We start from the raw sequence: 19,265 nt of genomic DNA on the forward strand, positions 1-19,265 counted from the left end.
GAAAAATCCACCAACCAACTACCTACCAATCCGTTTACCCTCCACATTTAAAGGTTCACCCACCGATTTAGTCCATTTACATACCAGCTCGGTAGTTTTACCCTCCACTTTTGCAACTTTACCGTCCACATTGATTTCAACCCGCCCACTAAGCCATTCGACAAAATTCGGGTGGTGACAGGCACCGCCCGAATTTTGTCGAATATTTAGAAATCTATTGCGCGATGGAGAGTTGGGTTATATAATTATGGTCAGGACCGTTATTAACCGAAATTATTTCAATCAAAAAGATGGAGGGTGAGTTGAATGGGTAGTGGTAGGCGTCATTTTATTTTTTCGTTGTTGTTCCTGGGGTGGTTGGTGGATTCATTGACGTTGTTTGGGATGAATGTGGCAATTATTCCGATTAGTAAGGAGTTGCATTTGTCGCAGACACAGAGCGGGATGGTGATTAGCAGCTTCTGGTTGAGCAGTGCGTTAATGACCTTGATTGCCGGCTGGGTCTCCGACAAATTTGGGTCCAGAAAAATCATCGTTATTGCCGTATTTATCATTTCATTATTTTCATTGCTAACCGGGATGACTGGATCATTCATCGCAATTCTAGCCATTCGTTTTGTTCTTGGATTAGGGGACGGGGGTCTTCCTACAGGCTCTGGTGTCGCGATCACTGAAATTTACAAAAGAGAAGTTCGCGCACGGGCCAAGTCGATGCTGCTTGCTGCACAATTAATCGGCGGAGTCCTCGCCTTATATCTAGCTGGAATTATCGCTGACACATGGGGCTGGCGCGTGATGTTTTACATCGTTGGCGGTCTAGGGCTCATTACAACCCTATTACTCTTTAAATATTACAATCCACCAAAGGTTGAAAAATCAACCAGCAATCAATCTACAACCTTACCAATGAAAGACCTATACAAAAGCAAACTTCTTTGGACGATCGTCATCATGTATTTTTGTTCAAGTGTGGTCCACTGGGGATTCTCCTCCTGGCTACCGTCATATTTGGAGCAAACCCGCCACCTAAATTTACGAGATGTGGGCTCACTTTCGATGATTCCACAAGCATGTGGATTGCTAGCGGCCGTTCTTACAGGCTTTTTAATCGACAAATCCTTAGCAGGCAAGGAAAAATTCATCGTTTTAATTGGTGCAATTGTTTCTGGAATTTGCCTCTATTTAATGTTTAAAGCACCAAATATTCAAGAGGCACTTACGTATCAAAGTATCTTCTCTGTGGGTGATTCGGCGATTGCGATGGCAATTATCACGATTCCGCTCAAATATGTTTCACAAAATATCATTGGCTCGTTTATGGGAATGATGTATTTTGCCGGGGGAATGGCCGGGTTTATTGCACCAACCGCAATGGGGGCGCTAATCGACAGTTTTGGAGGGTCATTCCAAGCAGCATTCATCTTCCTCATTTGCGCACTGGCGGTCGTGTTAATTTGCGGCTTATTCTATAAAATTCCAAAAAATAACCCTAGTATTATAGAGAATAAACAATCAGCATAAGAGGTGACTAAACATGGATTTTCGCACAAGATTATCAGCAATCATCGAAGAAAAGCGGGAAAAACTAATTCAAGTAAGTGATAAAATTTGGAGCTATGCGGAAACAGGTTTCGAAGAATTTCAATCAGCAGACCTGCTATGCAAGACATTAGAAGAAGAGGGATTTTCGGTAGAAAAAGGCATCGCCGATATTGAAACCGCTTTTATCGGCAGCTACGGAAGCGGCAAACCAGTCATTGCTTTTTTAGGAGAGTTTGATGCCCTTACAGGGTTAAGCCAAAACGGCGGCGCCACACAACCGGACCCTGAAAAAACTGGTGGCAATGGCCATGGCTGCGGACATAACCTGCTCGGAACAGGTTCTCTTGCTGCAGCGATCGCCCTAAGAACTTATATGATAGAAAATAATCTAGAAGGAACGGTCCGTTATTACGGCTGCCCGGGAGAGGAAATTGGCGGCGGCAAAACATTTATGGCGAGAGCGGGAGTGTTTGATGATGTCGATTTTGCCTTAACCTGGCACCCGGGAACTACGAATAATATCTGGTCGGCGAGAACCCTTGCTTGTTATGAAGTCTATTTCAAATTCAAGGGAAAAAGTTCACACGCGGCAGCAACTCCGCATTTAGGTAGAAGCGCCCTTGACGGTGTTGAACTGATGAATATCGGTGTAAATTATTTACGGGAACATATCATTCCTGAAGCACGGGTACATTACGCGATCACCAACACGGGCGGCTTTTCCCCAAATGTTGTTCAGGCGGAGGCAGAAGTCTTGTATTTTGTGAGGGCACCAAGGGTTTCGCAGACGGAGGAAATCTACCAGCGGGTTTGCGAGATTGCGAGGGGAGCGGCGCTTATGAGTGGCACCGAGGTTGAAATTGACCTTGCCTCAGCGCTCTCGAATGTGATTCCGAATACGACGCTTGAAAAAGCGATGTATGAGAACTTCGTGGAATTGGGTGTGCCGGAGCATACTGGAGAGGAGCTTCAATTTGCACAAAAAATCCGTGCGACACTGGCGGAGGCGGACAAGAAGTTTGAGGTGGAGAAGAATCAAGCTTTGGCCGGTAAAGATATGGCGGATCTCATTAATCCGTTCTCTCCTGACGAATTCATGGCAGGTTCGACCGATGTGGGGGATGTGAGCTGGATTGTGCCGACTGCGCAATGTATGACGGCCTGCGAACCGCTCGGTACCCCGCTCCATACGTGGCAAATTGTTGCGACGGGAACGACGTCGCTTGCGCACAAGGGAATGCTTCATGCTGGAAAAATTATGGCCGCAACCGCAGTCGATGTCTTGCAGAAGCCGGAACTCATCGAAAAAGCAAAGGCGGAACTGGTGGAGCGCCGGGATGGGGAAGAGTATGTGTGTCCATTACCGCCCGAGGTAAAGGAATATAAGGTTCGGATCTGATGACAAGGAAAAGGCGTGCACCTTGTAAGCACGCCTTTTTATATTCAATGAGGATTTAAAACGTTCATGAATTCATCTTTTAATTTCTCTAACTGCTCTTTGACACCGCGATCAATCAGATTTCCTTTCTCATCAAACTTCTCACGGGCATTCCCCACTTGGATCATAGGTCTATTGATCAACTTTACATTTAAAGCAAGCATAACATCCCGTAAATGACTCTGTGAGACTCCAACCTGAATGGAGGCAGCACCCATAACGGCAGTGGGTTTGCCTGCTAATGGTCTTTGTAAAGAACCGCGTGATAACCATTCTAGAGCATTTTTTAGTACAGCCGTATAGGACAAATTGTATTCGGGTGTACTAACGATGACAGCATCCGCAGACTCCACTAATTCTTTAAGTTTTAATACGGTTTCAGGCAAGTTGTTTTCTCTTTCTTCGCTAAAAAAGGGGAGTTCTGATAAATCAGCTATTGTAAATTTAATGTGATCGGGCAGCTGCTGCCCAAATGCACGTAATAGACCGCGGTTAAACGAATGTTTACGTAAGCTGCCGCATATTCCCACAATATGTAATTCGGATTTTAAGTCTTCCATAGCTAATCCTCCTATTGTATAAAATTGTCACTTTGAAGTCGTTTTAACCATATAGTACAACGCCTATTGTAACAAGAGCCATTTATCATAGGACTGAATATAAGAAGGGGAATGTTGTCATAAAAGTGGAACAATCTAACACAATCTTTTGATCATTAAAAAAATCCTGTTCCAAAGAAAAAAAGCACAAGAACAGGAATGGGTGCATAGCCTATTAAAACGAGTTTACTTAAATAAAAAGGATGGCTGTCAAAATGCCTGCGATTATTTTTGGACCAGTAACAATAAATAATATCACTGGGAATGGTGATGTCCAATTTGGTGATAGCTTGTTCAACTCACCAAAGGTTGCATCTAAGACTCCTGCTGGTGCTGGTGGATTTAACACAGGAGCGTTCATAGTAACAAATACCGGTGTAAGTTCTACGAATTTTATTGACCCTGACGGAGTTGACCAGCCAACAATTGGTAATGCCTAAAGTAATAAAAACGGTTTTCCCTTCGTGATTTGGAATCTCTTAAAATTCCAAGAAAGTAAAAAATAATGAAAAGGATGGCTGCCTAAATGCCTGCAATTATTAATGGACCCATAACAATCGATAATATCACCACAGATGGTAATGTCCAATTTGGTGACACCGCTTTTATGACACCAAAGCATGAATCCAAAACCTATGCTGGTTCTGGAGGATTTAACACAGGGGGGGCCGTGATATCAAATACCGGTGTAAATGCTACAAATTATGTTGACCCTGATCTAGTGGACCAGCCGATTTATGGTAATAGCTAAAGTGATTTTTCCCCTTCGTGATTTGGAATTTCTTAAATTCAGGGAATATAAAAAATACCAGGGAATGAAAGTGCATAAAAAGTGGCGGAAGCCAGCACAACATTCCTCGGTATTTTTTTCCATTCGGGTAGCCAAGCCCTACCAGGACGCGAATGATCATATTATATATGTACAAACAAGTATACCAGCTTGCACATACGATGATGTAAGAGCTCTTTAGGGGGAATACACTTGTTTGTTAAAAAAGACGGTATCCATATTGGTACCATTTCAGGCGGGGTTGTCAACTTCGGTGGGTCAGCTTTTAATTCACCGATCACTGTAGCAAAAACACTTCGGGGGGCTGGAGAAGGCAATACGGGGACAATCATTATAACGAACATAGGACGCAGAATATGAATTCAGATTGCGATTTTGTTCCGTTATTTTGTACGATCAGCAACAAAGATGACGAAAAGAGCCTTAAAAAACAAAAAGGACAAGCTTTTGCTTGCCCTTTTTGTAATACTAGTTTTTAGGATGTTTGTAATAAACTAGGCATCCATCCAATCATATTTGGGTGAACACTCATAATCTACTGTAACTTTAAATGAGAGGATGATTGGAATGGCTTACTACATAATTTTGCATCACTACCATCCATGGCATACACCCATTTATGTGCCATTTTTTCCATCACCGGTATCACCAGCTACTCTTACCTATCGAAATTTGTTGAACAATTATGGTGCAAAATACCTTTATTAGATTATGATTCATAAAGAATAGCACGCCGCCTTGGCGTGCTCATTTTTTGCGTCCATTCTTCAAGAATAATGCTTTAAAGTTTAACCGTTACTTCTGTTCCATCCTTTAGGACGGTTTCGACCAATAGTAATCCTTTGTTCTCAGAAAGGGCATGCAGCAGTGGTTTCAAATCTTTTCGATCTATTTTTGGAACCTTAAAGGATTTTCCTTCTTTTTCGATTGCTTTATTTGCATAGTTTAATATCCGTTCTGACGTAAGAATGGCACTAAGCATCGTTAAAAGGGCATATGGAACAGGTATCGTGAATTTTCGATCCTTTGTTTTAATTTTTACTTTTAACATGGGCATCACTCGATGGTCATGTTCTATTTATTTATTGAAAGCAATAAATATAACGGATGGAGGAGGATAGAATGAAGGCAATTGTGTACACCAAATACGGTCCCCCTGATGTTCTTAAACTAGAAGAGGTAGAAAAACCGATTCCGAAAGAGAATGAAATCTTGGTAAAAATAAAAGCCACCACTGTTACCGTTGCAGATGTTCGGGCGCGGAGCTTTACCGTTCCTCCCGCTTTCTGGCTGCCGGCACGAATCACGCTTGGTTTTAGACAACCCAAAAAAGTGATCCTAGGAATGGAGTTGGCAGGAGAAGTGGAGTCCGTTGGGAAAAAGGTCAAACGCTTCAAGGAAGGGGACCCCGTTTTTGCGGCATCACTGGCGGGGTTTGGCACTTATGCTGAATATAAGTGTCTGCCGGAGGAGGGGCCAGTAACCTTTAAACCTGCCAATATCACGTATGAGGAAGCCGCCGCCATCCCAATTGGAGCCCGCACAGCCTTATTCTTCCTAAAAAAGGCTAATATCCAAAGGGGTCAAAGGGTTCTCGTTTATGGTGCTTCTGGAAGTGTAGGAAGTTATGCGGTTCAGCTTGCCAAGTATTTCGGAGCGCATGTGACAGGGGTGTGCAGTACCACGAATTTGGAATGGGTCAAATCTCTGGGAGCTGACAAGGTGATTGACTACACGACGGGGGATTTTTCCAAGATAGACGAGACGTATGATGTGATCTTTGAAGCGGTAAACAAGAGTTCGTTTGCTGCTTGTATGAAAGGGTTAAAGAAGGGCGGTACCTATATCAATATCACCGAACCGCTGCCAAGTGCTCGAATGCTTTGGACACAATTGACGAGCAACAAGAAATTATTATTGAGTCGAAATTCACCTGAAACCCCGGAAGCATTGGAATTTCTTAAAGAACTGGTTGAGACGGGGAAGTTAAAAGTGGTCATTGATAGATCCTATAGGTTTGACGAAATTGTGGAAGCTCATCGATATGTCGAGAAGGGGCACAAGAAGGGGAATGTTGTCATAAAGGTAGAACAACACTAATTAACAATCCTGTTCCAAAAGAACATTAATTTTTGGGAACAGGATTGTTATCTGCTTTTCTGACGATTGCGATAAAAGCCCGAGCAATAAGAAAAGTGATACTCAAGGAATAAAAGCTAGTGAAGGAATTCCACCCTTTTTTAAATTTAATCAAAGACGTGTATTTTTCTAAGAGATGCTCTGTTACAGTCATCGGAATACTGAAATAGAATACTTTAAAAAATATCCCAAAAATATTGGACTTCTTTGTAACCTGGTTATAGTAAACACATGTTATCGGGTAAAGTACATAATCAAAAATAAAGCTAAAATCAAAGGATTTAAATAATTTAACTGGATATTTGATGTATCCTTTTTTGACAATTAAATTATCTAAAATGGAAGCTAAAAATCCTTTAAAAAGAAAAATCAGTAACCAATCCTTAGCGGGGGGCTTTCGAATCAAATTGATAAATGAGATGATCCCAAAAATGAATAAAGCCCATAATACACTTTTCTCGAAAGTTTTTTTCATCATTACACCTCATCTTGAAGTATGCCCAAATGGATGGAGGGATTATTTAAGTTTGCATCAACTTCCATAATTATGGAAATGATAAAGAAAAATTATGGGATGGGAATGAAAATGAATGGTAGAACACTTACCCAAAATAACATCTGCTGAAATTTCGATGTTGTGGAGTACCTATATTGGTGACACCATGTCTATTTGTGTTCTAAAACATTTTTTACAAACGTGCGAAGATCAGGACATTAGGCCGATCATCGAACTTGCTCTTAGCTATTCATATGACCATGTCGCTCAAATAGCTGATCTATTCACAAAGGAAGGGATTCCTCTTCCGAATGGATTTGGAGAACAGGATGTGAACTTGCAAGCAAAGAAACTTTTTTCAGATGTAACGTACATGCGTTACTTGCATCATATGGGGAGGACGGGATTGAATTCATACAGCTTGGCTAAGTCCATTTCTGCCCGCAAAGATGTCCGTAACTTGTTCAAACAATTTTTAAATCAAACAGAAACGTTGTATGACCGTAATGTGGAACTGATGCAGGAAAAAGGGGTCTTTGTCCGAGCTCCCTATATTTCTTACCCTGACAAAGTAGAGTATGTTACAGATAAAAAATTCCTTGGTGGACTAGTAGGCCATCGAAGGCCGCTTCTTGGAATGGAAATTGCCCATTTAGGGGTTAACATTGAAGTGGCAAATGTAGCGAAAACCATGCTTTTGGGATTTAGCCAAGTCGCTCAGTCTAAAAAACTTAGTGACTACTTTAAAGAGGGATATGATTTAGGGAAGAAAATGGTGGAAGATTTTATGATGAAACTAAATGAAGATGATGATTCTCATCCCTCCACATGGGATTCAACGATTACCAATAGCACGGACGCCCCTTTTTCGGATAAATTAATGTTATTTCATACGAATGCGCAAAGTGCGATTGGGCTTGGAGACTTTGGACTTGCCATTGCCGCATCCCTTCGAAAAGATTTAACGGTCAATTATGAAGGTTATATCCTTAAGGTCGGAGCATATGCCGGGGAAGGTGCAAAACTCTTAATTGATCATGGCTGGTTTGAAAAACCTCCTCAATCCATTGATCGAGAAGCACTTAGAAACCAAAATAAATAATTTATAGGAAAGCCCCCTTCAACGTAAGGGAGTTTTTTTCTATAAGTTTTATGAAGGTTTCGAATCAATAGGGAAGAAAACACGCTGAGTCTAATTCAGCGTGTTTTCTTGTTTAGGTGGAGGTTCCTCATTTTAAAAAGGAGCAATCTTATAGATTTTCCGCGGTCTTCCCCGTGTATGCGGCTTTTCCTCAGCAACGACCTCAGCATACCCTTTTTCTTCAAGCGTCGTTAAGATCCGGCGCGCACTTCTTGCTGGGATCTGCATGTATTTCGCAAGCTCATTGGCGTTTAGTTCGTCACTTGCTAATTTTTTCAAAGAAGATTTGAGTTTATTTAAGGTCATGACACTCAGTGATGTTTCTTGGCTGAGGGTTTCTAGTTGTTCGGATGTATAGGAATAGGTCAGCTGCTCGGGCTTTCCTAGCGGACCGGCAATCGTTTTATCATCAAAACAAACCATCCAGGAGCCTTTTCCGGCCTCTTTCGCGTGCAATAAGGCGTTTCCTGCATTTATTTCCGCATCATAGACGGTTTGTCCGATTCCAATTCCGCAGGTAACAGCCTCTTTGCTGATCTGATCAAAATCTTCCATATCCGGAATTTGACTAAAGTTGCTCGTTACATCTTGTAATAAACCTCTTGTGGTAAAAATAACATAACGGCCAAGCCCCGACGGTTTCACCGATCCATGAACGGTTTTGGTGTAGGAGAGCAGGGTTTCCATGTATTTGAGCTCGATGCGAAAAAGTTCGTCGGTCGAAAAATTATCTTTTTTCAAGTCTAAAAAAGAGTCGATTTCGATGATCTGGACAGCAATCTGGGTTGATTTATAATGCAGCATTTCGTAAGTGCGGAGGATTTGAGTCAGCACCGCTTCAGCCGCCATGGTGGACGGAAGGCTTCGATAGGCCGGAACACCGAGACGCTGCAGTTCATGGTGAATCGGGTGTCCGGTGATGGCTGCTTTCGTTTTGCCGCTTTTCCAGAGTTCATAATGGTAGTGAATTAATCCTTCGAGCGAAATCACTTCGGATTCTACATATTTTAGCTTGGTGGTAATTCCGGCCTCCTGTAAGGCATTTTCCCAGGTGGGGGCATCGCACGAGTCAAAACTGATTTCATCGACAGCAATTTTTTGTTCATATAGTACCCGCAGCACGGTTTTGTATAGAGTCGATCCATTGTAGCCGACGTGAAAGACAGGGGCATCAATCTTGTTCCAATCCTGAACGATTTCATAGGTAATCGGCCCCGTACATAACCACATATCCATTTCATTGATCAGAGGAGCTACCTTCTCATCCAAATCCTCCTCCGTCAGCACCTCAACCGGCGTACAAATAAACTCCGAATACTCACGCGTCACCGACTGAATAATCTTCAACGAATCCGCTACCCCCAACAAACCTAGACGTATTTTCAAGTAGTTCACCCCATTCCCGCACACTCACATATTAAACCCATTATAGCAGAAGTATTGGGTGGTGGTGGAGCTGTTCGACAAAATTCGGGTGGTGACAGGCACCACCCGAATTTTGTCGAATACTTTTCTACGGTTCTAAAGTGGCATCTTGAATAACTGTTAAATGTCCTTCAGACTTAGCAACCTTTTTTTTCATGGGGAAGTAGTATAAGGCTGAGGCTGCGATCAGCCCAACAATCCAAGCAATATCGGCTCCGTTCAAATATTTAGCGATTGGACCTACATAAAGGCTCGTATTCATAAACGGAAATTGCACAAGGACAGCGAAGACATACACAGAGATGGCAGTCCAGTTGAATCGTCCATATTCACCATTTGGATCGAATACTGCGTTCACATTATACTTCCCTTTCCTCACTAGATAGAAATCAACAATATTAATAGCTGACCAGGGGATCATGAAATACAATAAAACAAGCAAGAAATTGAAAAAGTTATCCAAGAAATTGCCTTGTCCCCAAATGCTAAGGAAAGTTCCAATGATAGGAAGAATCAGAATGAAAAGAATTCGGCTCCTGGAAGTGATTTTTGACTTTGAAAAAGCACTCACTGTGGTCATAACGGACATAAAACCGCCATATAAAGTTAACGTATTAATGGCCAAAACACCAAGTACTGTAATAATATAAGTAATTGTAGTTAACCCTGAACCAGATACACCTGCAAGATAGGAGACCATTTGTGCAGATTGTTTTGGCGCGATAACGGTGGCTAATGCCCCAATAATCATCAACCAGCTAGCCCCAAAAACGGATCCAAGATAGGTATAGAGGAAAGTTGATTTTTTGGAAGTATTGGTCGGCAAATACCTGGAATAATCGGCTGCATATGGGCCATAGGTCAATTGCCAAGATGCCATAATGGACAAAACAAGCATAAATGGACCCCATGAAAACTCCTGAATATGTGTGCTAACTGGAATGGGATGTTGCAGAAGACGAAAAGTTAAGTAAATAAATAACAAAAAGAAGAGAATGGATATAATTCTTTCAAAACGATGGATAAAATCATAACCATATATGACCAATATCACGGATAAGACATTGACAATTACTACACATATAGCATAGGGAAGATGGAATACCCCAGAAAGTGCCTCGGCTCCAAAAACAGTTCCAGTGGAGAAGAATCCGACGTAAATCATGATGACGAGAACGAGAGGAAAAATGGCTCCGATGATTCCAAATTGTGCTCGACTTTGAATCATCTGCGGAATTCCTAATTTTGGCCCCTGTGCTGATTGTAATGCCATGAAAATTCCACCTATCGCATTACCCAGAATAATGGCAATTACCGCCTGCCATAGATTTAAACCTAATTTAATAGCAAGTGCCCCCGTTACCACTGTGGTGATATGCGAATTTGCCGAAAACCAAAGTGGGAACAAGCTTCGAGGATTCCCGTGACGTTCCGATTCTGGAATAAATTCAATACTTCGCTGTTCAATTTGCATCCAATTAACCTCCTTTTAAGGCATCTTAATTTCCATATTGTTGAATATATCGAAACCGCTTTCATACTTTTAAAAATTAAAAGACTAAGAGGCATGTTAGAGTTAACACGAGGATCAAACATGGCCTCTTGTAGTCATTTAAATGATGAAAATATTAATTTTTAAAAAGGTTTCCTAATTAAACGTTTCGTCCCTCAAGGCCGGCCAACTCTTCTTTTGAAGCAGCTGGTGCCTTCATTTCAAATATTTCGTTGACAACAGTATAATCATAATACCCAAGGCGGGCAATTGGTTTAATTTTCAAGATATCTAGTTTCCCACTAGGTAGAATGATGTCATCCGCAATATGCACATGTGCTACTCGTCCGATCACAATATCGACTGTGGAAACCTCATTACCAGTTGGGATTCTGATGGTCTGAACATACTCACATTCAAATTGAACGGGTGACTCGGCAACACGGAACCCAGGAGCCTCCATGCAACTTTTCTTCGTTACACCAGCAGCCTCAAACTCATCAAAATCTGCCGAAGACGCCTTTGCAGAAATATTGACTGCTTCGCGTAAATCCCAAGTCGCCATGTTCCAAACAAACCAACCGGTTTCCTCCGCGTTTCGAACCGTATCCTTTCTTCCACCATATATTGATTGATTGGCCGCAAACATGACCATAGGTGGATCCCAGGTAAGATTTTGATATTGGCTGTATGGTGCAAGGTTATCTATTCCATCTTTTGATTGGGTTGAAAGCCATCCGATAGGGCGGGGTATCGCACTACTTTTAAAGGGATCATAGGGTAAGCCATGGTGCTGACCTTTCTTTGGTGAATAATGCATAAATATTCCTCCTCGTAAATAAATTGAATTCTCTTATTAGTTATAATGGTAATGAAAAAAGAAAGGAATATCCATAGAGGATATTCCGAATTTTAGTACTGTATATTTTTTTCTTCAATTATTTCTTATTCGTTTATCAGATAAACTAGATTATTTTAATATATCTGCACAATTTTTAGTTTTCCATGCCCTTGGAGAGTTCCCCGTAACTATTTTAAAAACACGGCTGAAATAATTAGGATCCACATAACCAACGGCTTCAGCCACTTCCGACACACTCATGGAAGTGGTTTTCAAATATTCTTTTGCCTTTTCAATCTTTTTTGCCTGAAGATACTCTGTAAAAGTAGACCCCATTTGCTGTTTAAATAATGAACTAAAATACTGACTGCTTCTTCCGACCATTCCCGAAACATCCTCCAATGTTATGGGCTGGCAGTAATACTGATCGATATATTGAACTGCTTTTTTAATTAACAAGGAGCCGAATTGTACATTTTCCTTTTCCACACGATCAAAAAGTAAAGAACAAAACTGGAGTATTTTTTGGATGATATCGTATAATACCTCACCGTATAAAACTTCGTGAAATACTTCCTGATATTCTTGATCATGCTGGAACAAAAAGTGTTTTTCTGTCATAAATCGGCGAATATGGGATAGTACATTTGTTAACTTAATTCGGACAAAGTCGGAGTGAGGATAGCTGCCATCCTCATAGGGAAATCCGCCAAAAACCTGATAAAGCCAGGTTTTTGTCATTTCTCGATTGCCTTCATTTAGATAACGAGTTAATTCGTCACTCTCAGTTGGAGAAAGAAAATGCTCATACTGATCATGTAATTTTTTAGTCATGGAAGGGAAAACTTGGTTGCCGCCAAAATAAAATCGGCGTAGCAATGCTTGCTTTGCTTCAAAATAAGATTTATAAAGAAGTTTCGGTGAAACATATTGATTTCCGATCCCAACAGAAATGGAAAAATTATTTTTTTCCTTCATCCGTTCGCAAAATACCATCATGACCAGCCATAGTGAATGGATGGGATCGTTACTTTTTGGAAGATATTCCTCACTAACCAGAAGGGCGATATGTTCATCAACGGACAAAACAAATGGACGATATTCCTGAAGTTCATCATGAATATACTGAATCAAGGTAATCGGTTCAAATTCTTTTTTATTTTGTTGATCTAAAGCCAAAACGGCGACAATACTCGGAACTTGGTCATATCCCCAATTTTTAATTTGTTCATTCATAAATGACTCATTGAAGACCCGCCCAAATAACAGATCATAAGCCCACCCATGATATAACGAACTTTCTCCTTCTTTTTTGGGAATATTTCTTTGGTTGCGGATCATTTGTTTCATTGCTTTCAACCATTCGTCGGCAACATATGGTTTAACAAACAAAGCTTCTGCCTTTATTTTTACCGCTTGTTCAGCTGCCTGAAAGGTTTTATGGCTTGTATGCATAATGGTTTGAACTTTCATGTTCCTTACGGTCCGGAATAAATTTTCCCGCTGATTTGGTTGAAACATTTCAAGCTCCATAACAAAAATATCAGGCTTCCATTCTACCAATAATGCCATGCATTCCTCTTCGCTACTTGTCTCTTTTAATTCATCAATCGGCACCTGATTGGTTAATAAAAGCCATTTCATACCTTTTCTTTCTAACTCATCCCGCTCAGCAAGTAATAATTTCATCTTTTATCTCCTGAAATTCATCATTCATTTAATAGTTTTGAACAGGAAACGAATCCGTATAACCATTATACAGCATCAAAAACATTCGACAAAAATCGGGTGGTGCCTGTCACCGCCCGATTTTTGTCGAATACTTTCTGGTGTAAATCATACATCAATTCTGTTAAAATTTGGATTGTTGTGAAAAGTGAAAAGGGGGAAAAAGGAATGAAGGCATTAAAGACAATGAAGCTTTCATTGGTTTTGGCGGTCGTTTTGTCGATGGTTTCCACGTTTGTTTTAAGCAATGTACCGGTTAAAGCGGCTACCACGAAAACGGCAACTGTTGCGGTCGATAAATTAAATGTAAGGAGCGGGGCAGGAACCCAGTATAAAAAGGTTGGATCCCTGAAAAAAGGAACAAAGGTAACGGTTTATGCCCAAAAATCAAGTTGGTCTCAAATCCGCTATAAAGAGAAAAAGGCCTATGTCGCAACCAAATATCTAAAATTTGGAGTAACGGTAAAAAAATATTACTATAAAGGGAAAGGCAATCTGCCTTACCCACAGGTGAAGGGTCTGAAAAGCAAAACAGCTGAAAAGAAGATGAACCAGGCATTATTAGGCTATGCGAAGGACGCATATCAGAATTATCTCAAGATGCTGGCAGACGAAAAGCAGGTCAAACAAGATGAGCCGGAATGGTGCAGTGAATATTCTTATGCGTGTGACTATGATTACTCTACCTTCTATAGTGTTAAATACAATGACGGAAAACACTTAAGTATTATTATCTACGATTCTTTGTATCTAGGCGGCGCACATGGCTCAGAAACTGCAACCTCCTATAATTTCATCATCAGCAGTGGAAAACAAGTAAAGCTTTTGGATAAGCTTACATCGAAAACCAAAATCAGCAAGGTACAAAAATACGCCTACAACTACATGGTGAAGCATCCAGAGATTTTCACAGTTACAAAACTTAGTGAAGTTGTTATTGATAAAGATACCCAATTTTATTATACAGATGGCGGCATTAAATTAGTTTTCCAAGAATACGAAGTAGGACCATATGCTGTAGGATTTCCGACTGTAAAAATTCCGAGCTCTGTGTATAAATAAAATCGGTAAGAACTGACAATAAATTTTATTTTTGTTGTCAGATTATTAAAATACAGTAAATGAAGAATTAGAAAAATCTTAAAATCAATTTTAAAAGGATTAGAATTCTACACATAATTGCAAAAAAAGCTTCCTAGTATTCACTAGGGAGCTCTTTTTGCATTCATTGCTATCAGAACGATTAATAAACCAATGATGATGATTATACCAATCGGTAACCAATCTAATGAAACCAAAGTGATAATTAGTTTACCTAACTTTACGAAGGCATTTGGGAAGAGAGCTACCGATAAAGCAACGATAAGACTTATCCACCATGTATGTTTTTGAAGCCAAGACAACATTAAAAAAACCCCTTTCCTAGATCAAAAAAGTAAAAATTTAATAATTACTGTGCTTGTCCATTAGTTTAATCTGCTTATTATATATAGGCCACCGATAAAAAAGTAAAAAAGTGGAGATAGGCCCAATTGTACCAACAGTTTTTGTGAGGTGTTGTTTTATAAAAAGTTGTAAAATTTACATACTAAAGTTGTAAATAAAGCAATAAATATGATAAAAATTGTAATAAATACAACTATTGGAGGGGTTGAAATGGCAAGAGGTCGCACTAGGCAATATCAGTTTTACTGGGGGTCGTTTGTTTTAGGATGGTTTCGTGAAATGCGAAATAGTAACTTAGGCGGTCCAGAATATCGAGTGCTATTTTACTTGTGTGAAAAGATGAAGAATGAAGATAACATCGCATATATAAAACAAAAGGAGTTGGCTAGGCGGTTACGTATGGATAAGGGCAATATCTCGAAGTCAGTAAAAAAACTACGTGATAATCAATTTATTGCGAAGTGTGAATATGGCTATATGATAAATCCTCACCTCTTCTATACAGGAATGAATAGAGCACTTCGAAGCATCTTACGAAATAGATTTGATAACCTACTATTAGCTGATAACCTTGAACCTAAATACTACTTAAATGATGATGAATATGTTCTGGAGGTAAACGGTAGCCCCATATCAGATGATGATGAACTATTAGAGGAAGAATAAAATAAAATCACCTGATAAAAGGCAATGATAATTACTGTTGTTTTAAAGAACGCCTGTTTAGCTTTCTGTATAAATGTGGTAGATGCGATATTCAGTACCATTAAAAATGCTCTTATAAATAGTGTTAAAGTAAAGTTTATTGGATTCGGCAACTTTAGAGGCCACGAAAGAGCTAGAAGAAAAGGAAGAGACCTACAAAAAGGTAGGAAATCGAAATCGCTCATGCCAAGGTACCTGCATGATGCCGGAAAATGATCAAAATATGCAGTAAAAGGACAAGCATAAGGATAGTAAGAAAAGGTATTTCAGTAGGTACGCCATTCCTTATTCGAAAAAATTAGGGTTAATCACTGTCACCGCATGATTTCTGTCGAATTTTAGATGGTGCCCACATCCAATGCGTGGTAAATTATTGTATGGGAGGTGGATTTATGGAAATTACAAATAGAATTACTAGAATTATATTTTTTATGTTACTAGCTTTACTAGTTATACCGGTTGTGCCGGGAACTGGGTCATTCCCAATAGCAGCGGCGGCCACACCACAAGTGACAACGACGTATTTGGATGAGATGGCTCCTGAGTCAAAGGGTGATAATTTTTACAAGAATCAGTGGTATTACGATTGGAGTTACCAGGCGTTTGAGGATATTAATGGGAACCTGATCGATCGAGGGATTGGCTTCTATACAAGCTACTACACCCCATATGCCACCTATAACATCGATGGCATGAATTACACAACTTTCGACTCGCAAATCACAATCGATAAAAAATGGATCCTAGGGGACCTCGGGAAAACGGCCGTTGCAATCTTTGCAGACGACCATCTGCTCTTTGAAAAACAGCTGACCCTAAAAAATGCAAACCTAAATGTACATATCGACTTGCCGCAAAATACGAAAAAACTAAAAATCCTCGTGAGACAGGTAAAAGGGGCTAAAGGGGTTTATGGAATCATCTTTGGCAAAGCCCGCCTATCAACAGGGGGAAAGACCGTCAAACTTGACGAGGAAATGAGCCTAAATACGCTCGGTGCATTTAGTTACGCAGGCAGCTATAAAAAGGACTTTTTAAACTATGACCCTTTCCTCGATATCAACGGGAATGTCGTAACCACCGGAATGGAACTTTATAACGGATACGGAACGGCGTCAGCTAAATTTAATATCGACCAATTAGGCTATAATCTTTTTGAAACAAAGCTTTCTCTTGACTCCAATTACACGATTGGTGATTACGGGAAAACCGCAGTCGGGATTTACGCTGATGATTATAAGCTTTATGAAAAACAGCTGACAAAGGAAACTCCAGTTCAAACCCTTAAACTTAAAATACCGAAAAACACAAAAAACCTATACCTCATTACGAAACAAATAAAAGGGGCGAGGGGAGAACAACGAGTTGTTTTCATTAACCCAGTTATTAAGAAAACAAGCAATGCTCCATTGGTGGTTCCGATGAATGCGAATATCACCACTGTTGGAGCGACTGATTTCAAAAGTGAATATGGGATTGGGGAATGGAACTGGTATTGGCAGCAGGGCAACGCCTTCCAAGATGTGAACGGTAACTTAGTCACTTCCGGAATTGGGCTCAAAGGTGATGGCGCATATGCGAATTACGATATTACCGGAATGAACTACAATACCTTCACTGCGAATTTATCACTCGATTCCAAGTGGATTGTGGGCAATTACGGCAAAACAGCGATATTCTTTTACGCAAACAACAAATTGCTTTATTCACAAAACGTAACAAAGGCAACAGGGGTTAAACCGCTTTTCCTTCGCCTGCCAAACAATACGACCAGCTTTAAAATCTTAATTAAGCAAACAAAGGGTGCATTAGGAACCCAAGGTGTGGTGCTTGGAAATGCCCAATTCAGGTATTATTCCTACACACCTGCTCTAAAAAACACTCAGATAAAAGCCGTCAATTATACTGATAAGAAAGATGTTGTTACAATTTCTAATGTTGCAAAAGGGGATATCATAAAGGTTTACGCCAGCACCGGTAAGCTGCTAGCCACATCGCCAAAAGCAACAAGATCTACCATTACCTTCTGGATTCCGCAAATCGGCCCAAAAAGCGGAAAACTCTATCTTTCTAGTAAAAGAGGGACAATGTTAGAAAGCAGTAGAACATCAGTAAGTTTTACCGGTGAAAAAACGTCTACATCCAAACTTAAAAGAGTGACGATTAAAAACAACAAGAAAAAGTCGGATACAATAACCGTTAAAGGACTGCAGAAATACGATACGGTTTATGTCTATAACAAAAAGGGAAAGTTCCTTGCATCCAAAAAATCAACTTCATCGACCGTAACCATCTACGTTAAACAGCTTAGCACCCAAAAAAGCTACGTATATTTAACAGTAAGAGCGGACGGAATGACGACTAGTTCAAAAGTAAAGGTAAGTTATAAAGCGGAATAAAAGAGAGGACCTTTCTAATGCAATACTTAGGAAGGTCCTTTATTTATGGAGGAAAATGAATCGACAAAAATCGGGTGGTGCCTGTCACCGCCCGAATTTTGTCGAATCCATAGATTCCTTCCCCTCCACCAGAAAATCAAGAAAACTCTCCGAGATGCGGTCAAAGTTTCTGTCTTTTAAGTAAATTAATTCATAATCTCTTTGAATGTAAGGGAGATTCGTCACTTTTACCTCTAGTAAGGTACCGTTATTCAGTTCTTCTCGAATTGCCGACTTAGGCAAAATGGCGATTCCGATTTTTTGTTTTACCATTCTATTGACGACTTCGATATTATCTGTTTCCATAATGACATTCTTCTGGAGCTGGAGATGGTCAAAAGCATTATGAATCAGGGTCCAATCAATCGAATTTCGATTATACAATATAAATTTTTCGCGGGCCAACTCCTCCATCGTTACCACTTCACTTGCTCCAAAAGGATGTTCAGGATATATGGCCAGGATCATTTCATCATGGAACAAATGGATACTTTCAATTTTTGGATGATCAACAGCCCGTGCAATCCCAAATGTTACTTGATGATTTAACACCATGTCCAAGACCTGAGTGGAATGGCCGGTATACAGGTTGACTTTCACTTGAGGGAATTCATGATGGAATGCTTTCATTAAATCCGGAAGAAAATGAAAGGCAGCTACAAAAACGGCTGAAATCTCAATTTCCCCTTCCAATTTCAGTTGCTCCCGCTGAATCGCATATTGGCCGTCTTTTAGGCTGTGAAGGATATCTTTTGCATAAGGGAGGAACGTACTCCCTTCTTTGGTTAAATTCACAGTATTGCCTGATCGATAAAATAATTGACAGTTCAGTGAGTTTTCTAGTGCCTTAATCCGTGCGCTGACCGTTGGCTGTGTGGTAAATAACGCTTCGCCCGCCTTGCTAAAACTCCTTGTGACCGCCACAAAAATAAATGCTTCAATTTGTTCGATATTCATTCAAGTTGCCCCTTATAAAAATATTCTATAGCCATTATGACAAACTTTGATTGGATTTTTTAGTTCATTTGCCGTTTACTTAAAATAT

20 protein-coding genes are annotated in these 19,265 nt (G+C 40.2%); 11 read left to right on the top strand and 9 right to left on the bottom strand.

What is annotated here, in order from left to right; all coding sequences use genetic code 11:
- Positions 1-306: 306 nt before the first annotated feature.
- Together M028_RS0104050 and M028_RS0104055 are read left to right on the top strand one after the other, a co-directional pair.
- A complete protein-coding gene (locus tag M028_RS0104050) occupies positions 307-1,521 on the top strand; it encodes an MFS transporter (RefSeq protein ID WP_026572768.1) in 1,215 nt (404 codons plus the stop codon).
- A gap of 13 nt (positions 1,522-1,534) precedes the next feature.
- Positions 1,535-2,941 carry a M20 family metallopeptidase gene (locus M028_RS0104055; RefSeq protein ID WP_026572769.1) on the top strand — a complete coding sequence of 469 codons (1,407 nt, stop codon included), beginning with the start codon at positions 1,535-1,537 and terminating at the stop codon, positions 2,939-2,941.
- A gap of 44 nt (positions 2,942-2,985) precedes the next feature.
- Here M028_RS0104055 and M028_RS0104060 read toward each other — a convergent pair whose 3' ends face one another.
- Positions 2,986-3,540, bottom strand: a complete 555-nt coding sequence (locus tag M028_RS0104060; RefSeq protein ID WP_035423711.1) for an NADPH-dependent FMN reductase — start codon at positions 3,538-3,540, stop codon at positions 2,986-2,988.
- Between the two features lie 254 nt (positions 3,541-3,794).
- Between M028_RS0104060 and M028_RS0104065 the strand changes: the two genes are divergently transcribed.
- The 3 genes from M028_RS0104065 (at position 3,795) to M028_RS31880 (ending at position 4,729) form a co-directional block, all read left to right on the top strand.
- Entirely contained in the window at positions 3,795-4,019 is a 225-nt protein-coding gene (locus M028_RS0104065; protein WP_026572771.1) for a spore germination protein, read from the top strand.
- Positions 4,020-4,105: 86 nt separating this feature from the next.
- On the top strand, positions 4,106-4,330 hold the full coding sequence (locus M028_RS0104070) for a spore germination protein (protein ID WP_026572772.1): 225 nt from the start codon (positions 4,106-4,108) through the stop codon (positions 4,328-4,330).
- A gap of 231 nt (positions 4,331-4,561) precedes the next feature.
- The gene (locus M028_RS31880; protein WP_197031373.1) at positions 4,562-4,729 is read left to right on the top strand and encodes a spore germination protein; all 168 of its coding nucleotides are present in this window, start codon (positions 4,562-4,564) and stop codon (positions 4,727-4,729) included.
- A 421-nt stretch (positions 4,730-5,150) separates the two neighbouring features.
- Here the strand turns inward: M028_RS31880 and M028_RS0104085 are convergent, their stop codons facing one another.
- Positions 5,151-5,420: a hypothetical protein gene (locus M028_RS0104085; protein ID WP_026572774.1), complete on the bottom strand. Its 270-nt coding sequence runs from the start codon at positions 5,418-5,420 to the stop codon at positions 5,151-5,153.
- Between the two features lie 71 nt (positions 5,421-5,491).
- On the opposite strand from M028_RS0104085, the gene M028_RS0104090 reads away from it, so the two are divergent.
- A complete protein-coding gene (locus tag M028_RS0104090; RefSeq protein ID WP_026572775.1) occupies positions 5,492-6,469 on the top strand; it encodes an NAD(P)-dependent alcohol dehydrogenase in 978 nt (325 codons plus the stop codon).
- A 25-nt stretch (positions 6,470-6,494) separates the two neighbouring features.
- Here the strand turns inward: M028_RS0104090 and M028_RS33965 are convergent, their stop codons facing one another.
- Positions 6,495-6,986, bottom strand: a complete 492-nt coding sequence (locus M028_RS33965; RefSeq protein ID WP_331280301.1) for a CBO0543 family protein — start codon at positions 6,984-6,986, stop codon at positions 6,495-6,497.
- 112 nt (positions 6,987-7,098) lie between these two features.
- Here M028_RS33965 and M028_RS0104100 point away from each other — a divergent pair, with 112 nt between their 5' ends.
- Positions 7,099-8,106: a DUF3231 family protein gene (locus M028_RS0104100; protein WP_026572777.1), complete on the top strand. Its 1,008-nt coding sequence runs from the start codon at positions 7,099-7,101 to the stop codon at positions 8,104-8,106.
- Positions 8,107-8,238: 132 nt separating this feature from the next.
- Here M028_RS0104100 and M028_RS0104105 read toward each other — a convergent pair whose 3' ends face one another.
- The 4 genes from M028_RS0104105 to M028_RS0104120 form a co-directional block, all read right to left on the bottom strand.
- Entirely contained in the window at positions 8,239-9,492 is a 1,254-nt protein-coding gene (locus tag M028_RS0104105; RefSeq protein WP_231510768.1) for an ArsR family transcriptional regulator, read from the bottom strand.
- Between the two features lie 166 nt (positions 9,493-9,658).
- Positions 9,659-11,044 (bottom strand): purine-cytosine permease family protein, encoded by a 1,386-nt coding sequence (locus M028_RS0104110; protein WP_026572779.1) that lies wholly within the window; start codon positions 11,042-11,044, stop codon positions 9,659-9,661.
- 178 nt (positions 11,045-11,222) lie between these two features.
- Positions 11,223-11,882, bottom strand: coding sequence for a flavin reductase family protein (locus M028_RS0104115; RefSeq protein ID WP_026572780.1), 660 nt, complete (start codon positions 11,880-11,882; stop codon positions 11,223-11,225).
- 150 nt (positions 11,883-12,032) lie between these two features.
- Positions 12,033-13,592, bottom strand: a complete 1,560-nt coding sequence (locus M028_RS0104120; protein WP_026572781.1) for an AraC family transcriptional regulator — start codon at positions 13,590-13,592, stop codon at positions 12,033-12,035.
- Between the two features lie 207 nt (positions 13,593-13,799).
- On the opposite strand from M028_RS0104120, the gene M028_RS0104125 reads away from it, so the two are divergent.
- On the top strand, positions 13,800-14,693 hold the full coding sequence (locus M028_RS0104125) for an SH3 domain-containing protein (RefSeq protein ID WP_026572782.1): 894 nt from the start codon (positions 13,800-13,802) through the stop codon (positions 14,691-14,693).
- Between the two features lie 143 nt (positions 14,694-14,836).
- Here the strand turns inward: M028_RS0104125 and M028_RS0104130 are convergent, their stop codons facing one another.
- On the bottom strand, positions 14,837-15,037 hold the full coding sequence (locus M028_RS0104130) for a hypothetical protein (RefSeq protein WP_026572783.1): 201 nt from the start codon (positions 15,035-15,037) through the stop codon (positions 14,837-14,839).
- A gap of 250 nt (positions 15,038-15,287) precedes the next feature.
- On the opposite strand from M028_RS0104130, the gene M028_RS0104135 reads away from it, so the two are divergent.
- From M028_RS0104135 to M028_RS0104145, 3 genes are all read left to right on the top strand, one after another.
- The gene (locus M028_RS0104135; RefSeq protein ID WP_026572784.1) at positions 15,288-15,743 is read left to right on the top strand and encodes a replication/maintenance protein RepL; all 456 of its coding nucleotides are present in this window, start codon (positions 15,288-15,290) and stop codon (positions 15,741-15,743) included.
- A 24-nt stretch (positions 15,744-15,767) separates the two neighbouring features.
- Positions 15,768-15,998, top strand: coding sequence for an HU family DNA-binding protein (locus M028_RS34020; RefSeq protein WP_026572785.1), 231 nt, complete (start codon positions 15,768-15,770; stop codon positions 15,996-15,998).
- Between the two features lie 176 nt (positions 15,999-16,174).
- Entirely contained in the window at positions 16,175-18,181 is a 2,007-nt protein-coding gene (locus M028_RS0104145) for a hypothetical protein (protein WP_026572786.1), read from the top strand.
- An 84-nt stretch (positions 18,182-18,265) separates the two neighbouring features.
- Here M028_RS0104145 and M028_RS0104150 read toward each other — a convergent pair whose 3' ends face one another.
- Positions 18,266-19,177, bottom strand: coding sequence for a LysR family transcriptional regulator (locus M028_RS0104150; protein ID WP_026572787.1), 912 nt, complete (start codon positions 19,175-19,177; stop codon positions 18,266-18,268).
- Positions 19,178-19,265 lie beyond the last annotated feature (88 nt).

The sequence above is a fragment of the Bacillus sp. UNC438CL73TsuS30 genome (genome assembly GCF_000482325.1).
GTDB lineage: Bacteria > Bacillota > Bacilli > Bacillales > Cytobacillaceae > Neobacillus.

Bases quoted from the DNA above. Each gene is read 5' to 3' on its own strand.
- M028_RS0104100 (WP_026572777.1), top strand. From the start codon at position 7,099: ATGGTAGAACACTTACCCAAAATAACATCTGCTGAAATTTCGATGTTG.
- M028_RS0104120 (WP_026572781.1), bottom strand. From the start codon at position 13,592: ATGAAATTATTACTTGCTGAGCGGGATGAGTTAGAAAGAAAAGGTATG.
- M028_RS0104135 (WP_026572784.1), top strand. From the start codon at position 15,288: ATGGCAAGAGGTCGCACTAGGCAATATCAGTTTTACTGGGGGTCGTTT.
- M028_RS0104115 (WP_026572780.1), bottom strand. From the start codon at position 11,882: ATGCATTATTCACCAAAGAAAGGTCAGCACCATGGCTTACCCTATGAT.
- M028_RS0104065 (WP_026572771.1), top strand. From the start codon at position 3,795: ATGCCTGCGATTATTTTTGGACCAGTAACAATAAATAATATCACTGGG.
- M028_RS0104090 (WP_026572775.1), top strand. From the start codon at position 5,492: ATGAAGGCAATTGTGTACACCAAATACGGTCCCCCTGATGTTCTTAAA.
- M028_RS0104070 (WP_026572772.1), top strand. From the start codon at position 4,106: ATGCCTGCAATTATTAATGGACCCATAACAATCGATAATATCACCACA.
- M028_RS0104055 (WP_026572769.1), top strand. From the start codon at position 1,535: ATGGATTTTCGCACAAGATTATCAGCAATCATCGAAGAAAAGCGGGAA.
- M028_RS0104145 (WP_026572786.1), top strand. From the start codon at position 16,175: ATGGAAATTACAAATAGAATTACTAGAATTATATTTTTTATGTTACTA.
- M028_RS0104060 (WP_035423711.1), bottom strand. From the start codon at position 3,540: ATGGAAGACTTAAAATCCGAATTACATATTGTGGGAATATGCGGCAGC.
- M028_RS0104110 (WP_026572779.1), bottom strand. From the start codon at position 11,044: ATGCAAATTGAACAGCGAAGTATTGAATTTATTCCAGAATCGGAACGT.
- M028_RS0104125 (WP_026572782.1), top strand. From the start codon at position 13,800: ATGAAGGCATTAAAGACAATGAAGCTTTCATTGGTTTTGGCGGTCGTT.
- M028_RS34020 (WP_026572785.1), top strand. From the start codon at position 15,768: ATGATAATTACTGTTGTTTTAAAGAACGCCTGTTTAGCTTTCTGTATA.
- M028_RS0104050 (WP_026572768.1), top strand. From the start codon at position 307: ATGGGTAGTGGTAGGCGTCATTTTATTTTTTCGTTGTTGTTCCTGGGG.
- M028_RS0104085 (WP_026572774.1), bottom strand. From the start codon at position 5,420: ATGTTAAAAGTAAAAATTAAAACAAAGGATCGAAAATTCACGATACCT.
- M028_RS33965 (WP_331280301.1), bottom strand. From the start codon at position 6,986: ATGATGAAAAAAACTTTCGAGAAAAGTGTATTATGGGCTTTATTCATT.
- M028_RS0104150 (WP_026572787.1), bottom strand. From the start codon at position 19,177: ATGAATATCGAACAAATTGAAGCATTTATTTTTGTGGCGGTCACAAGG.
- M028_RS0104130 (WP_026572783.1), bottom strand. From the start codon at position 15,037: ATGTTGTCTTGGCTTCAAAAACATACATGGTGGATAAGTCTTATCGTT.